Origin of the sequence: Sinorhizobium numidicum (assembly GCF_029892045.1) — a bacterium.
In the GTDB taxonomy this organism is placed as follows: domain Bacteria; phylum Pseudomonadota; class Alphaproteobacteria; order Rhizobiales; family Rhizobiaceae; genus Sinorhizobium; species Sinorhizobium numidicum.
Window position 1 is genome coordinate 94445 of the sequence record NZ_CP120369.1, and the last position, 15007, is coordinate 109451.

Below are 15007 nucleotides of genomic sequence, written 5' to 3' on the forward strand. Positions count from 1 at the left end.
TCTCCGCGTTGCAACGGGTTCGCGATGCGGAGGCCGTTTCCGCGGGCGGCCCTCAGGAGCCCGGGCGCCGGGCTGCCCCGTCCCCCACGTCAGACGCCATTCCCGAGGCGTTCCGGCCGCTGTTCGATGATCGTGCCGACGAGCCGCCAACCAAACCGGAGGAGCTTCTGCGACTGGAGCAGGGGTTCCGCGAGGTGCTTCAGGAGCGGCAGGACGATCGACCCGCCTCGTCTTTTTTCAGCGACCCAGGGATGCCCGCTGGACCGGATGACCTCAACAGCATCGTGGCGGACGCTTTCGCAGCGGCCGGCTCTGGGCACGCCGCAGTTCAGGCCGCCGCCCCGCCAGTGTTAGCTGCCAGCGAACAGCAGATCCGGCCCTCGCCGGATGCGCTTGACGTGGCCGAGGCGCGCCGAGCCGATCCGGCTCCTGTCGCGAGTGGCGCCCATGATGCCCGCTATCCCCATCTGTCCGGCGAACACCGGGGCCTTATTGATCAGGCGATCACTCACGTTGCGGCTCAGAAACACTATAAGGCCAACACGGTCGGGGCATTCACGAATGCACTTTACCGATTGGCGAATGATCTCGGCGCTCGTGGCCAAGCGATTGATCTAAAAAATCACCAATCCCTGGCCGATCACGTCAATGCTTTCTTTCCGGAAAACAGGGATATGAAGAAGGCGTTGGACGTCCTCCGTGCGTATCATGAGCGCCCGGGCTATTCAGCCCGCTATCCCCATCTGTCCGGCGAACACCGGGGCCTTATTGATCAGGCGATCACTCACGTTGCGGCCCAGCGAGACTATAGCGCGAGCACGGTCCGTACATACACGGGTGCACTTTGCCGATTGGTGAATGATCTCGGCGCTCGTGGCCAAGCGATTGATCTAAAGAATCACCAATCCCTGGTCGATCACGTCAATGCTTTCTTTCCGAAAAACGATAGCATGAAGTGGGCGTTGGACGTCCTCCGTGTGTATCATGAGGCGGGCTATTCAGCTACTGCCGGGCGGCCAGTGCCCTCAGACGCGCATGTCTTAGAACAAGTTCCGTTGGTCGATCTGACCACCTCCTCCGATGCTCAGATCGGAGCTTTTCCGTCAGGCTCGTCCAACCTCCCCGAGGGGGCGGTGCTCGGCGCCGCCGAACTGCTGAGCGACGCCCATATCCACAGGGACTACCGGTTGCTGGAGCAGGACCTGCAGGAGGCCCACCCAGCGCTCGCCGCCCGAACGCGGCTGGTGGATGCGCTGGTCTCCCATCAACTGCGCCGTCACGACGTGGACGTGCAAGGTAGGTTGCTGTCCATCTATCATCAAAACGACGCCCCAGCCGACTTCGTGTTCCTGCCAGTGAACAGTGCCGATCCTATGGATCCGGCGCCGGATCCTCAACGCATCGAACATTGGTCGCTGCTGCTCGTTGATCGCCGCGACCCGGAAAGAGCGGTCGCTTATCACTACGACTCTATCCAGTACAATGGACAGGGATACAACGACGCGCCCGCACGAGAGCTCGCAACAAGACTGGACGCGACCACCCTGGTGACACCCGCAATGGCCCAGCAGGGCAACGGTGTTGATTGCGGCGTTTTCGTGGTGGACGGCACGCGCCAGCTGGTTCATCGATTGGCGAATGAAGAGCGGCCAGACCAGCAGCTGCCGCTGCACCTCAACTACCTCGTCGCCGATCGGCAGGCGCTGCAAAACCGACTGAGGGAGGAGCGCTTGCCGCACGAGCTTGCCGCAATCCCCGTGGAAGCTTTTGGAGCAGCTGGGTCGCAGGTGCAACACGCCGTCTTGCAAGAGCAGCAAGCCCGACAAGTCGCGCCAGCGCCGTTTGAACGGCACTTGGGCAAGACGCGCGAGACCCAAGACGAGCTGACGAGTACTGCCCGCTATCCCCATCTGTCCGGCGAACACCGGGGCCTTATTGATCAGGCGATCACTCACGTTGCGGCCCAGCGAGACTATAGCGCGAGCACGGTCCGTACATACACGGGTGCACTTTGCCGATTGGTGAATGATCTCGGCGCTCGTGGCCAAGCGATTGATCTAAAGAATCACCAATCCCTGGTCGATCACGTCAATGCTTTCTTTCCGAAAAACGATAGCATGAAGTGGGCGTTGGACGTCCTTCGTGTGTATCATGAGGCGGGCTATTCAGCTACTGCCGGGCGGCCAGTGCCCTCAGACGCGCATGTCTTAGAACAAGTTCCGTTGGTCGATCTGACCACCTCCTCCGATGCTCAGATCGGAGCTTTTCCGTCAGGCTCGTCCAACCTCCCCGAGGGGGCGGTGCTCGGCGCCGCCGAACTGCTGAGCGACGCCCATATCCACAGGGACTACCGGTTGCTGGAGCAGGACCTGCAGGAGGCCCACCCAGCGCTCGCCGCCCGAACGCGGCTGGTGGATGCGCTGGTCTCCCATCAACTGCGCCGTCACGACGTGGACGTGCAAGGTAGGTTGCTGTCCATCTATCATCAAAACGACGCCCCAGCCGACTTCGTGTTCCTGCCAGTGAACAGTGCCGATCCTATGGATCCGGCGCCGGATCCTCAACGCATCGAACATTGGTCGCTGCTGCTCGTTGATCGCCGCGACCCGGAAAGAGCGGTCGCTTATCACTACGACTCTATCCAGTACAATGGACAGGGATACAACGACGCGCCCGCACGAGAGCTCGCAACAAGATTGGACGCGACCACCCTGGTGACACCCGCAATGGCCCAGCAGGGCAACGGTGTTGATTGCGGCGTTTTCGTGGTGGACGGCACGCGCGAGCTGGTTCATCGATTGGCGAATGAAGAGCGGCCAGACCAGCAGCTGCCGCTGCACCTCAACTACCTCGTCGCCGATCGGCAGGCGCTGCAAAACCGACTGAGGGAGGAGCGCTTGCCGCACGAGCTTGCCGCGATCCCCGCGGAAGCTTTTGGAGCAGCTGGGTCGCAGGTGCAACACGCCGTCTTGCAAGAGCAGCAAGCCCGACAAGTCGCGCCAGCGCCGTTTGAACGGCACTTGGGCAAGACGCGCGAGGCCCAGGACGAGCTGACGAGTACACTTGACAGGAGCAACCTCGTGAACAGCGGCGGCGTCATCATCAACAATGCTCATTTCACAGCGCTGTTGAGACCGGCCAAGAGGCAGAGGACTAATCCGCAAAGCCTCCCCATGGAGCGGCAGCTGAGCGAGATTGGCAATTCGGGGGCTCGCGTGCCGATGCAGTCCCCCACCCATCAGCTGGGCGCATCTGATTTTTTACCGCCTGAGCAGCGTACTGATATTGTCAATAGACCGGTGGCCGGGCATGCCACAGCAACCACGACGTCCATCAGCAAAGCCTCCGATCAAGCCCGAGCGGAGCTATTAGCTTCCTTCAGAAGCAGAGAGCGCTCCGACGCGGGACGTTGAGCTCAATGGCTGGGGTCAAGAAGACAGCTCTTTAGACGACAGAGGCCCTGATGCCCAGCATCGCCGCCCGCGATCCGTCCAGCTTTCTTTGGGGTGGAGGGTCCTTCATCAATGACAGGACCCGCAACTGCATCGGCCATAAGGCGATCTCGATCTGGATCAATACCGATCATGATCATGAGGCAACTGGGGAGCGATACGAGCCGTCCGCTGCTGCAAACCCAGCCTCTATTGGTGCGGAGACCAAGACAATTCCGGAAGAGCTGCGGCTTCACATCGCCGCTGCAACAGGCGGAGCTGTGACCGAACTTACCGGCGGCCTTCACATCAGGACCGCCGGTGTGCTCGTCGGCGGGATAGGAGTTGGTTCGGGTACGGCGACGCAAAGCTTGGCATGATGCTTGTTCAGGCACTCAGCCGCGCTCTTATTGGGATTCCGATTGGTGGGGTCAATTCTGAGCTGGGCCTGCGCATAGATCTCTTGGCGCTCGTTCATCAGTTGTTTTAGGGTTCCTTTTGGATTCTGGGCGGTACGCGCCTTTGCTTCAGCGCTGGCAAGGACAAGAATCGCAACACGCATCCGCAGCTGGCCAAGGGTGACTCCGCTTGCATCGACAATGACAATGCATTGCGGCTGCCGCAATTCTTGCATCGTTCTCGGGCATCAACGATCGAGACGCAACTTAGCGAAGGCAACACCCTCAAGGACGCTATCAAGAGCGCCGGCATATCAGAGCAAACCTACTATCATTGGAAAGGTGCTGCGAGGCCTGTCGAGCAAAAGGACACCAACGGCGCCAAGCCCCTGCCGGCCGGCGATGAGCTGGCAGATCTTGTCCAGCTCGAAGAGGAAAACCAGCGGCTCCGCAAACTACTGGCGGAGAAGCTGCGAGCGGAAAATGCCGAACTGCGCAAGAGGCTCGGTCTGGACTAAACAGGACCGGGAATGCGCGGGGCGACGTTCTTCGGCGTCCTCCGTGTTGCGCCAGAAGGCTTATATTTGCTCCCATTTGGCATTGTCGCGGCAAACGAAGCCCTTGCTGTTCTCCGCTCTTGCCGAAAGGCGCGCCAACTGCGAGGTTAACGAGCAGTTGAAGCGCGCGAGGAAGGTCTGTATTGGTGCGCCAGCAGGAATGCAACGGCGCCAATCGGCGTTACTTTTTTCACGGTTTGCATGGGATCGAGAGTAGATGAAGACGCCACAACGGAGGTTCGTTGTCGAATTCAAGTCGGGGCGACGACAGCCAAAAGCCCAGACGAAGTCAATCTGGGGAGACACGGATCTCAAGGCTTTGGCCCGCGAAGTGGAAGATGCGGCCTCGCATCTGTTCAATTCAAATGAAGCACCTGGAACGCCTTACTCCGGTGAGACTAGGCCGGCTGATCCGATCAATGCAGAGTCTGTCAACGAACACGCCGACGATGTCGACGTTGCACTAGCATCGATACCCTTTGCCAACGGCGCAGAGATCGAAACCTCGAAGCACCATGAGACCGATCGTCCGGCCGAAGCGGTCGTGCAAGTACAGGAGCGCCAACCGGCATCGCAGCCTCGAACGACATCAATCAACACTCCTCGAAAGCTTGCCCCCGCCCAGACGATCGCGCTCAACTCGAAAGTTGGGCACGATGATCGAAAGGCGCAGACCGGGACTGTCGACAATCCGATCTCGCTCGACGAGCTTGCCGCCCTGGACGCAGACAATAAGCGCCTCAAGAGGTTACTGGCTGAACAGCTTCGTGCACAGAACCTTTGGCTCAAGAAGATGCTTGAACGATTTGATGCCGAATAACGAGGTCGCACCACTGGCGTCGGGGCAAAGAAACCGCTGAGGCGCGAGTTCCGCGGATAGCTGCGTGCGGGCGCTACCTCGACATCATCTGCCGGGTTTTCGCGCGTTGCACTAGGGGTCGGGTCTGATAACCCGATATTTCTAAGTCAGGCGGAACGTCGAGTTTGGCACTTGGAGTGCAGCGGCGATGCGCCTGAGCCTGGCGGGGTCGACATCGGCACCCAGTTCAATCCTGGTAATTTCGGCGCCAGTGAGACCGCAGGTCAAGGAGAGGTCCTCGACGCTATATCCCATTGCCTCGCGAGATTGCTTGACAGCGAAACCTATATCGACGCGGTCTCTGCACGTGGCAACGTCCAGCTTGCTCATAGGATTTGTCATGAACTGACTCCTATCAATAATGCGCCAGGAGCGCGCTTGTTTCTGAGAGAGAGCCTGCAGCCATCGATATGTCGGCCTGGCAAGGATCATTGATGTTGCACTGCAATATAGGTCCCAAAAGTCCGTGCGTCCAGATCCAGCACGATCTCTTCAGGCGGGGGAGCGTGCGCGCCCTGAACAGCGTCTCGAGCGCCGCGATCCACCCTCCCGTCAACCGCAAAGCAACACAGGCCCTTATTTGCTGGCCGAATGCCTATTCGACCCAATCGACCTAGTGGCGGCGGGCTATCCTGTGGCCCGCACGGATCAGCGCAATGCCTGCCGACATGGCATCCGGGTGCGAATTATGTCTACGAGGCAAGCAAGTGTCCCCACGCGGCGGTGGCCGCGCTTCTGGACTTGCTTTGATCTCGGCGACAGGTTCGCGCCCGCGCTGGTCGACGACTGGCAAGCGGGGCTCTTTGGAAGCGCCGCACTCCATGGTGCGTTCTCTGAGCCTGCTCCCTATGTCATGGTCGATCTCCATGCGTCCGAGACCCGTTACCAGTTCAAGAAGCGCAACGTCAGCTGCGTGACGGACGAGATGCGAGCGCAGCTCGCGCGCGAAGGAATCACGGATATTTTTGCGCGAGCTAGAAATGCTTGCTTATACTCAGCTGAACGTCGAACCAATGGCTAATATGAACCGCCAGACCATGCATTCGCGGGTTCTTCTCGATGCGATATGCGTTGCTCGGCTGGTCGGCGCGCCTTCGCGGCGCCGACCTGGATCGGTGCTGTCTGCTCGACTCTTTGGAGGATTTTAGACAGAAGCCCCTTTCGACCTTGGCCCCTTTCGACCCAACGTTTTGCACAACGTGGATTTGCTCAAGCCGCGAAAGAGCGCATCAGGCCGACAACCGTGCATCGTATCGCCTTGTGCTCGCTGACACGGTGGACACGCCATTTGTTTCAGATGAAACCAAAAACGTGGAATTGGAACATCCTAGAGTAACAGACCGCCTTAATAAACGCGAGTGACAAATGACGCCGATTCTTTCGGCAGCTCGCGACTTTGAGGCGATAGGAAATGTTGAATGCAGCTTGGCCCTTGGCGGTCGCCGTTTTGACCTCGACTTGCGTATCAAGCGAGGCCGCGCCACTCTCCTTCCGTGAGTTCGAGCGCCTCGCTCGCGAATGCGCTCCGCGGGTGGATCCGTCTACGCTTGCCTCAATTGCCAAGGTTGAAAGCGGCTTTGATCCGCTTGCGGCACATGACAATACCACCGGCGAGAGTCTTCACTGGAATGATCAAACGCAAGCGCACCAGAGCGTCAAAGCCCGCCTCGAAGCACAACATTCAATCGACGTTGGGCTTATGCAGATCAACAGTAAAAACTTTTCCTTCCTTAATCTCACGATAGAAAAGGCATTTCAGCCCTGCATGTCACTTGTGGCTGCGGCGCATTTGCTGGAAAGCCGCTATGCCGGCGGCGACACTACCGCGGCAAAGCAATTGGCACTTCGCCAGGCAATCTCGGCCTACAACACGGGTGACCTGACGCGCGGGTTTGCGAACGGTTATGTGCAGAAGGTTGAGTCGGCCGCTCGAGAGATCGTGCCACCGCTGGTCGAACAACCGGAAGGGCCTGATGAAAAGCCGATCTCGGAAGAAACATGGGATGTCTGGGGTTCGTATGAGCGAGACCGTTCGGCAGGCGATTTCATCAGCCTTCCAGCACTCCAGAGGTCTGGAGACCGTGAACCCTCGAAAAAGAAACCATTTGTATTCGATTGAATGGAGGTACAGCACAGTAATGGCGTCATCTAACAGAAATCGTGCGCGTTTTAATCCCTTTTCTCTCCTGCACGCCATGTTGCGCATGGCGGTTGACTTTGCGCCCGCTGCTGGCGGGGCGGCGGCCTGGAGCGTTGTCTGCTCCGGGCCAGCGATCGCGCAAGTTACAGGGGGGACCGACCCTGCCACAATGGTGAATAATATCTGCGCATTCATCCTTGGTCCCTTCGGACAGTCTCTGGCTGTGCTCGGCATCGTCGCCATCGGCATATCGTGGATGTTCGGTCGTGCTTCACTCGGCCTCGTTGCCGGTGTCATCGGGGGGATCGTCATCATGTTCGGGGCCAGCTTCCTTGGTAAAGCCCTCATAGGGGGGGGCTGATGAGCGACCGACTGGAAGAGAGTATTCTCTACGTGGCGGCGACACGCCCTGCATTATTCCTAGGCGTGCCGCTGAGCTTGGCCGGATTGCTCATGATGTTAGCCGGCCTAATCATCGTCATCGTTCAGAACCCTCTTTACGAAATTATTCTTGTGCCACTGTGGTTCGGATCGCGGGTTGTTGTCGAGCGCGACTATAACGCCGCGAGTGTAGCGCTACTTTATCTGCAGACCGCTGGCAGAAGCGTGGATGCGCCCATCTGGGGCGGGGCAAGCGTCAGCCCCAACCCGATCAAAGTGCCGGGACGAGGAAGAGGAATGGTTTAATGCTCGGCACAAGTGGCAGGACCGAGAGGTCTGGTGAGATCTATCTACCATACATCGGTCACCTAAGTGACCAGGTTGTACTTCTCGAAGACGGCTCAATCATGGCCATGGCACATGTCAAAGGTTTGCCCTTTGAACTTGAAGACGTTGCCACCCGCAACGCACGCTGCCGAGCGTTTAATGCGCTCTTGCGCAACATTGCCGATGATAATGTATCAATATGTGCTCATCTGGTCCGACATAACGATGTGCCGTCGCCCCCGGCACGGCACTTCCATAGCGCGTTTGCTGGCAGTCTGAGCGAAGCTTATGAGCGGCGCGTGCTGTCCGGAAAACTCTTTCGCAACGATCATTTCCTCACCTTGCTCGTGTTTCCCCGCACTGCGGTAGGCAAACTCGCGGGCCGGTTCATCAAGCGCAACAATAGAAACGAGAACGATTTAGCAAATCAAACGCGGAACCTGGAAGATCTGTGGCACATCACTGGTGCCGCCCTCGATGCCTATGGTCTCCGCCGGCTCGGTATCCGCGAGAAAGATGGCGTCATTTTCTCAGAAATCGCGGAGGCGCTCCGACTGATAATGACCTGCCGCGTTACCCCGGTTCCAGTGGTTAGCGGCTCACTGGGCGCTTCGATTTATACCGACCGAGTAATCTGCGGCAAGCGGGCACTAGAGATTCGAACCCCCGGAGATAGCTACGTTGGCTCAATGTTTTCATTTCGAGAATATCCGGCAAAGACGCGGCCAGGCATGCTCAATCCGCTATTGTCCGCGAATTTCCCGCTTGTGTTGAGCCAGAGTTTCTCCTTCCTCACGCGTGCACAGGCTCATGCCAAACTCAGTCTAAAGTCCAATCAAATGACGAGTTCCGGTGACAAGGCCGTCACCCAAATCAATGAACTCGCCGAGGCCGAGGACGCGTTGGCAAGCAGCGAATTCGTAATGGGCTCGCATCATCTAAGCCTGTGCGTCTATGCCGATGATCTCAATAGCCTTGCCGACCGGGCCGCAAGCGCCCGCACGCGATTGACGGATGCGGGCGCCGTTATCGTCCAAGAGGGTATTGGTATGGAGGCGGCTTACTGGGCGCAACTACCGGGGAACACCAAGTGGCGCACGCGACCCGGGGCGATCACCTCACGAAATTTCGCGGGTCTTGTCTCACTAGAGAATTTCCCAAGCGGCACCGATTCGGGCCACTGGGGCAATGCGGTTGCGCGCTTCCGCACCAACGGTGGAACTCCTTTCGATTACCTCCCTCACGAGAATGACGTGGGTATGACGGCAATATTCGGACCCGTCGGAAAAGGCAAAACAACGCTCATGACCTTTGTCCTTGCGATGCTCGAGCAGAGCATGGTTGGACGCAATGGTACGATTGTTTTCTTTGATAAGGACCGCGGTGGTGAATTGCTGGTACGTGCCACGGGAGGCACGTATCTGGCGCTACGCAGAGGCGTTCCCAGCGGCCTGGCGCCTCTACGGGGCCTGGACGATACATCGGCCTCCCGGGACTTTCTGCGCGAGTGGGTGACGGCCCTGATCGAGAGCGACGGACGCGGAGCTATTTCGCCGGAAGAGAACCGCCGCCTCGAACGCGCTATCGTCCGGCAGCTTTCATTTGAGCCCAGTATGCGTTCACTCGCGGGCCTACGCGAATTCCTGTTACACAGCCCATCCGAGGGCGCGGGAGCGCGACTGGAGCGGTGGTGCAGAGGAAACGCGCTCGGTTGGGCCTTCGATGGCGAGGCGGATGAAGTAAGGCTGGATGCCTCCATTACCGGCTTCGACATGACACAGCTCTTAGAGTACGAAGAGGTTTGTGCGCCGGCCGCTGCATACCTCCTGCATCGCGTGGGCGCTGTCGTAGATGGCCGTCGGTTTGTCATGAGCTGCGACGAGTTTCGGTTTTATCTATTAAACCCCCAATTCGCTGCAGTCATTGACAAGTTCTTGCTCACTGTTCGCAAGAATAACGGCATGTTGATACTCGCAACACAGCAGCCTGAGCATGTTCTCGAATCGCCCCTGGGAGCAAGTCTCGTTGCACAATGCATGACGAAAATCTTCTACCCATCACCGACAGCGGACCGATCAGCCTACATCGGCGGCTTAAAGTGTACCGAAGGAGAATTTCAGGCCATCCGCGAGCAGATGGCAATCGGCAGCCGCAAATTTCTGCTTAAGCGCGAGAGCGGAAGCGTTATCTGCGAGTTCGATCTCGGCGAGATGCGCGAATATGTCGCCGTACTGTCGGGGCGGGCCAACACGGTGCGTTTTGTCGATCAGCTCCGTGACAAATACGGAAATGCCCCTGATGCGTGGATCGACAAGTTCATGGCACGCTACAACGAAGTGCAAGATTGACGGAGGAAGTTTCATGAAATTCACCCAACTGACAGCAACGACGCTTGCCGCTTGCCTTATTATGCAGGCGCCGGCCCGTGCGCAGTGGGTCGTCACCGACCCCGCAACAAACGTGAACACGTGGCTGAGTTATGTGAACTCTGGTCTTAGCCTCATCAAGACAGCGGATCTGCTGGAACAGACGATGACGATGGTGGCGATGTTCACGTCGAGCTTCGCTGTCACAGGGCTGTTGAGCCAGCTCAACCAAGAGAATAAGTACCCATCGACGAATAACCTAAGCGAGCAGATGTTTGACAGTAAGAGACCAGTCTCATCCACAGCACGCTCGATCGCCATGGATCGCGATCGCGTAATCGATGGCGGCGACGCACATGCAGAGTTGCTCCGTGAGCAGATCACCGGTGCTGCTAATACCGCGAGTATTGCAGCCGACAATCTCGAGTCGATGGACAAGCGCCTTCGGGAAAATGCCAACACGCTACGTCAGCTGTCGCGTTCACGGAACATTATGCAGGCTACCGTCACAAACGGGTTGCTTCTCAAACAGATCCACGACGCAATTATCCAGAACAGCCAGGCTACGAGTCTGCTGACGATGGCCACTGCACAGGCCAGCCTCCACGCCGCAGAGGAGGCCGCAGCCCAGCGACGAGAACGCCAGGAAACCGCGAAGATCTTCTTACGCCCATAGTTGAACGGTGGGCAATGCGGCTCAGATAGAGTTCAACTCCGCCCAACTGCGGTGGAACGACCCAATCAGGTTGGAGCGATGAAATTCTCGATTTCTGCGCCGTTTACGGCTATACATACGGTCTTCGATAGTGCCTTTACACTCGCACTGAACTCAGTGCTCGAAAAAATCCAGAGCGCAGTCAATGCGCCTCTGGTGGCGTGCGTCACGCTTTGGATCATAGTCCAGGGCATTCTGGTGATGCGCGGCGAAATCGATGCTCGTGCTGGGATCATGAAGATCATCAAAGTGTCGATCGTTGTCTCCCTTGTCTTGGGGCAGGCGAACTATCATGTTTACGTAGTCTCGTTCTTTGAGGATACAATTCCGGGCTTCGTTCACAAGGTCAGCGGCAGTAATATTCCGCTGATTAATATTCCGCAAAAGCTTGACATCATGTTTGCTCTAAGCCAGGTCGCCCTTCAGAAGATTGCGTCCGAAATCGGACCAATGAACAGCCAAGACATTCTCGCCTTTGAAGGCGCACAGTGGGTTTTCTACGGTGCGCTTTGGGTAGCGTTCGAGATCTATGACGCCTGTGGGATTCTTACCAAGGTACTCTTAGCGATCGGGCCGCTGATCCTGATAGGCTATCTCTTTGATCACACCCGCGACATGGCTTCCAAATGGGTCGGCCAGCTCCTCTCCTACGGGCTGCTGCTTCTCCTGTTGAACATCGTGGCGACTATAGTCATCGCTACGGAATTAGCGGGTCTCGCAATAATGCTCGCGGTGATCAACAATGCGGGCACGACGGCAGCCAAGATTATCGGGCTTTACGAACTCGACATGCTCTTTCTAGCTGGTGACGCCCTGATCGTCGCGCTTCCGGTGATTGCCGGCAATATTGCAGGTGCCTATTGGCCAGGCTCAAATAAATCTCCCAGCAGCCTCAACCGCCAATTGGCCCAAGTTGCGCGCCGTTAAACGCAATGATAACGAAACTAGTAGGTTGACTGCATGAAGTATTGTTCTTTGGTTTTATTCCTCGCTTTGGCCGCTTGCAAGACAAGTGATACACTGGCGACCTGCAAGGGTGCTGCGTTTCAGCTGAATGTGGAGCGATGGCAACCCACGGCATCGGATCTTCAGTTCGAATGTGCGGGAGAACCTAATGAAGGGCGCTGAACATGCTCTCCTGGTGGAGCGAGAAGCGCTTTCCGCGCACTACAGGGAAGTAGAGGCGTTCCAAACGTCACGTGCGAAGTCGGCGCGGCGTCTTTCCAAGATTCTTGTGGTCATTGCGGCGGCCGCAGTTCTTGGAAATATCGCGCAAGCCTTCACTATCGCCACTATGGTTCCGCTCGCCAAGCTCGTGCCTGTGTATCTCTGGGTACGAGCGGATGGAACCGTTGACAGCGAAGTATCCGTGTCTCGACTGCCCGCAACGCAAGAGCAGGCCGTTATCAACGCTTCACTCTGGCAATATGTCCGTCTGCGTGAGGGCTATACAGCGGACACAGCTCAATACGCCTATGATCTCGTATCGAGTTTCAGCGCACCATCTGTGCGCCAGGAATATCAGCAATTCTTCAATTACCCTAATCCGACGTCGCCACAGGTCACAATCGGTGAGGGGGGGAGACTAGATGTCGAGCACTTCTCCTCAAGTGATATTGCGCCGGGCGTCCAGCAGATTCGCTACAAACGAACGCTCATCATGGATGGCCAGAGGCCGGTCGTGAGTACTTGGACCGCAACCATCCGTTATGAAAAGGTGACAAGCCTGTCCGGTGAATCGAGACTGTCCAATCCAGGGGGGCTGACTGTTACCTCCTACCAGGCCGCGGAAGATACCGTATCGAACGAGGGGCTTAGCGAGCCATGACAACAAGGACCTTTTTCACAATAATCTGTTTGCTTTCCTTGGCGGCAAGCGCGCATGCGGAAGACACCCCTGCAGCCGGCAAACTAGATCCGCGCATGCGCTATCTGGCCTACAATCCCGACCAAGTGGTCCGCCTGTCGACCGCTGTCGGGGCCACTTTAGTTGTTACATTCGGTGCCAACGAGACCGTAACAGCTGTCGCCGTTTCTAATAGCAAAGATCTGGCAGCCCTTCCTCGCGGCCACTATCTCTTTTTCAAGGCAAGCCAAGCCCTCCCGCCGCAACCTGTCGTCGTGCTGACCGCGAGCGAGGCAGGTACCCGACGATATGTCTTCAGTATCTCCACCAAGACCATGTCTCGGCTCAACAAAGAGCAGCCTGACCTCTATTACAGTGTACAATTCGTCTATCCTGCCGACGAAGCTGCTGCTCGGCAGAAGGAAGTAGAAAGGTTGTCGGTCGTCGATCGACTCCGAGCGAAGACGCAGTATCAACAGAGGGCTCAGGATTTATTGGATCAGCCGGCCGGAATCGCCGATCCCGGATACAACAATCTCCATTACGTCGCACAGGGCGACCGTTCGCTCACGCCGTTGGAGGTTTTTGATAATGGAGTCAGTACTGTATTCCGTTTTCCAGGTAATGTGCGCATTCCCTCCATCTACATGATCAATCCGGACGGCAAGGAAGCCGCCGCCAATTATTCGGTCAAAGGAGACTATGTCGAGGTTTCTGCAGTTGCCCGTGAATGGCGTCTGAGAGATGGCCGTACAGTATTAGGCATTTGGAATAGCGCATACGACCCCATTGGACGAAAGCCGGGCACCGGTACAGTGAGACATGATGTGTGGCGCGTTCTGAAGGGGGCAAGTCGATGAACGACGCCGATCCACAAACCCGGCACGACGTAGATGCAGCCGGATCCCTGGTCTCTGAGCCAACTCGCCGGCGCCTTTCGGGACCGCTGAAGTTGATGATTGCAAGCGTTATTGTGGCATCATCACTATCCCTAATCTGGGTTAGCGGACTCTCAAAGAGAGAAGTGGAATCCCCTGCGCCCCAAACAACAGTTCTCACCAACACCGAGCCCTTTCGTCCGGCACCGATTGAGGATGCTCCTGATCGTTCAGCACCCCCGCCGGCTGAGCAGCCGGCAGTTCCTCCGCCAGCACAGAGCTCCTCGGAAGCAACTGATCCGCAGGCCGAGCAATCGCCTATTTTTGCCTATGAAAGTGGTGAGCAACCCGCGGACATCGGTCACACTCGCGAAGACAAAGAGGATTCCACCTTGGAAAAGTATGCCTCTATGCTCGCGGACGAAGCTTCAGTCGATAATGACCTATCAAAGCGGATGAAAGCAGGTGTGCAGGAGCCAAGCCGGGCCACACTCTTGCCGCACCCTGACTTCATGATTACGCAAGGAACGATCATTCCCTGCATTTTACAAACAGCGATCGATACAAGTTTACCCGGCTATGTAAAGTGCGTCCTACCCCAAGACGTCCGTGGGGCGACGAACAACGTCGTGCTTCTAGATCGCGGAACAACCGTCATCGGCGAGATTCAGCAGGGTCTCCAGCAGGGCGATGCGCGCGTCTTTGTGATCTGGAACCGGGCCGAAACACCGAATCATGCCGTGGTGTCGCTCGTGTCACCGGGCGCTGATGAACTCGGCCGCTCCGGCATGCCTGGCACGGTGGACAATCACTTCTGGCAACGTTTCGGAGGGGCAATGCTCTTGAGCGTCGTCCAAGGTGCGTTCCAGACCGCCAGTCAACACACAGAAAGCTCCGGCGGACCTAACCTCAACAGCTTTCAAAACAATGGGGCACAAGCCGCCGACACGGCGCTTAAAGCAACGATCAACATTCCGCCAACCCTGAAGAAGAACCAGGGGGACGCAGTGTCAATATTCGTGGCTCGGGATCTTGATTTCTCAGATATATACGAGCTTCGCACGACCAATGCGACAACGAGAGCGCGCAATCGACGGCCCTAGCCCAAG

Annotated in this window: 13 protein-coding genes and 2 pseudogenes; 14 read left to right on the forward strand and 1 reads right to left on the reverse strand. The window is 57.4% G+C overall.

From position 1 onward, the window contains the following. Nucleotides 1-8: 8 nt before the first annotated feature. The 4 genes and pseudogenes from PYH37_RS29595 to PYH37_RS29610 form a co-directional block, all read left to right on the forward strand. Nucleotides 9-3413: pseudogene (locus tag PYH37_RS29595) on the forward strand (C48 family peptidase); the annotation flags it as partial. A gap of 50 nt (nucleotides 3414-3463) precedes the next feature. Beyond that, on the forward strand, nucleotides 3464-3811 hold the full coding sequence (locus PYH37_RS29600) for a hypothetical protein (protein ID WP_280736394.1): 348 nt from the start codon (nucleotides 3464-3466) through the stop codon (nucleotides 3809-3811). Nucleotides 3812-4080: 269 nt separating this feature from the next. Beyond that, a pseudogene (locus tag PYH37_RS29605) lies at nucleotides 4081-4347 on the forward strand (transposase); the annotation flags it as partial. Between the two features lie 256 nt (nucleotides 4348-4603). Next, nucleotides 4604-5206: a hypothetical protein gene (locus tag PYH37_RS29610; RefSeq protein WP_280736393.1), complete on the forward strand. Its 603-nt coding sequence runs from the start codon at nucleotides 4604-4606 to the stop codon at nucleotides 5204-5206. A 141-nt stretch (nucleotides 5207-5347) separates the two neighbouring features. Here the strand turns inward: PYH37_RS29610 and PYH37_RS29615 are convergent, their stop codons facing one another. Next, nucleotides 5348-5587, reverse strand: coding sequence for a helix-turn-helix domain-containing protein (locus tag PYH37_RS29615; RefSeq protein ID WP_280736392.1), 240 nt, complete (start codon nucleotides 5585-5587; stop codon nucleotides 5348-5350). Nucleotides 5588-6656: 1069 nt separating this feature from the next. Here PYH37_RS29615 and PYH37_RS29620 point away from each other — a divergent pair. From PYH37_RS29620 to virB10, 10 genes are all read left to right on the forward strand, one after another. Continuing rightward, the gene (locus tag PYH37_RS29620) at nucleotides 6657-7364 is read left to right on the forward strand and encodes a type IV secretion system lytic transglycosylase VirB1 (RefSeq protein WP_280736391.1); all 708 of its coding nucleotides are present in this window, start codon (nucleotides 6657-6659) and stop codon (nucleotides 7362-7364) included. Between the two features lie 19 nt (nucleotides 7365-7383). Beyond that, nucleotides 7384-7746 carry a pilin major subunit VirB2 gene (gene virB2 / locus PYH37_RS29625; protein WP_280663464.1) on the forward strand — a complete coding sequence of 121 codons (363 nt, stop codon included), beginning with the start codon at nucleotides 7384-7386 and terminating at the stop codon, nucleotides 7744-7746. Further along, the gene (locus tag PYH37_RS29630) at nucleotides 7746-8072 is read left to right on the forward strand and encodes a type IV secretion system protein VirB3 (RefSeq protein ID WP_280663465.1); all 327 of its coding nucleotides are present in this window, start codon (nucleotides 7746-7748) and stop codon (nucleotides 8070-8072) included. Before virB2 ends, PYH37_RS29630 begins: the two co-directional genes overlap by 1 nt. Next, nucleotides 8072-10441, forward strand: a complete 2370-nt coding sequence (gene virB4 / locus PYH37_RS29635) for a type IV secretion/conjugal transfer ATPase VirB4 (RefSeq protein ID WP_280736390.1) — start codon at nucleotides 8072-8074, stop codon at nucleotides 10439-10441. Before PYH37_RS29630 ends, virB4 begins: the two co-directional genes overlap by 1 nt. 13 nt (nucleotides 10442-10454) lie before the next feature. Further along, nucleotides 10455-11135, forward strand: coding sequence for a pilin minor subunit VirB5 (virB5, locus tag PYH37_RS29640; RefSeq protein WP_280736389.1), 681 nt, complete (start codon nucleotides 10455-10457; stop codon nucleotides 11133-11135). Between the two features lie 78 nt (nucleotides 11136-11213). Then, nucleotides 11214-12101 (forward strand): type IV secretion system protein, encoded by an 888-nt coding sequence (locus tag PYH37_RS29645; protein ID WP_280736388.1) that lies wholly within the window; start codon nucleotides 11214-11216, stop codon nucleotides 12099-12101. A gap of 33 nt (nucleotides 12102-12134) precedes the next feature. Then, nucleotides 12135-12302 (forward strand): type IV secretion system lipoprotein VirB7, encoded by a 168-nt coding sequence (locus PYH37_RS29650; protein ID WP_194732549.1) that lies wholly within the window; start codon nucleotides 12135-12137, stop codon nucleotides 12300-12302. Continuing rightward, on the forward strand, nucleotides 12289-13002 hold the full coding sequence (locus PYH37_RS29655) for a type IV secretion system protein VirB8 (protein ID WP_280663469.1): 714 nt from the start codon (nucleotides 12289-12291) through the stop codon (nucleotides 13000-13002). Before PYH37_RS29650 ends, PYH37_RS29655 begins: the two co-directional genes overlap by 14 nt. Continuing rightward, the gene (gene virB9 / locus PYH37_RS29660; RefSeq protein ID WP_280736387.1) at nucleotides 12999-13880 is read left to right on the forward strand and encodes a P-type conjugative transfer protein VirB9; all 882 of its coding nucleotides are present in this window, start codon (nucleotides 12999-13001) and stop codon (nucleotides 13878-13880) included. Before PYH37_RS29655 ends, virB9 begins: the two co-directional genes overlap by 4 nt. Further along, complete coding sequence (virB10, locus tag PYH37_RS29665) at nucleotides 13877-15001, forward strand: type IV secretion system protein VirB10 (protein WP_280736386.1); 1125 nt, start codon at nucleotides 13877-13879, stop codon at nucleotides 14999-15001. The genes virB9 and virB10 overlap by 4 nt, the downstream gene beginning before the upstream one ends. Nucleotides 15002-15007 lie beyond the last annotated feature (6 nt).

Coding starts and splice junctions, on each gene's coding strand:
- virB4 (WP_280736390.1), top strand. CDS start 8,072: ATGCTCGGCACAAGTGGCAGGACCGAGAGGTCTGGTGAGATCTATCTA.
- PYH37_RS29615 (WP_280736392.1), bottom strand. CDS start 5,587: ATGACAAATCCTATGAGCAAGCTGGACGTTGCCACGTGCAGAGACCGC.
- virB5 (WP_280736389.1), top strand. CDS start 10,455: ATGAAATTCACCCAACTGACAGCAACGACGCTTGCCGCTTGCCTTATT.
- PYH37_RS29645 (WP_280736388.1), top strand. CDS start 11,214: ATGAAATTCTCGATTTCTGCGCCGTTTACGGCTATACATACGGTCTTC.
- PYH37_RS29600 (WP_280736394.1), top strand. CDS start 3,464: ATGCCCAGCATCGCCGCCCGCGATCCGTCCAGCTTTCTTTGGGGTGGA.
- virB10 (WP_280736386.1), top strand. CDS start 13,877: ATGAACGACGCCGATCCACAAACCCGGCACGACGTAGATGCAGCCGGA.
- PYH37_RS29620 (WP_280736391.1), top strand. CDS start 6,657: ATGTTGAATGCAGCTTGGCCCTTGGCGGTCGCCGTTTTGACCTCGACT.
- virB2 (WP_280663464.1), top strand. CDS start 7,384: ATGGCGTCATCTAACAGAAATCGTGCGCGTTTTAATCCCTTTTCTCTC.
- PYH37_RS29630 (WP_280663465.1), top strand. CDS start 7,746: ATGAGCGACCGACTGGAAGAGAGTATTCTCTACGTGGCGGCGACACGC.
- PYH37_RS29650 (WP_194732549.1), top strand. CDS start 12,135: ATGAAGTATTGTTCTTTGGTTTTATTCCTCGCTTTGGCCGCTTGCAAG.
- virB9 (WP_280736387.1), top strand. CDS start 12,999: ATGACAACAAGGACCTTTTTCACAATAATCTGTTTGCTTTCCTTGGCG.
- PYH37_RS29610 (WP_280736393.1), top strand. CDS start 4,604: ATGAAGACGCCACAACGGAGGTTCGTTGTCGAATTCAAGTCGGGGCGA.
- PYH37_RS29655 (WP_280663469.1), top strand. CDS start 12,289: ATGAAGGGCGCTGAACATGCTCTCCTGGTGGAGCGAGAAGCGCTTTCC.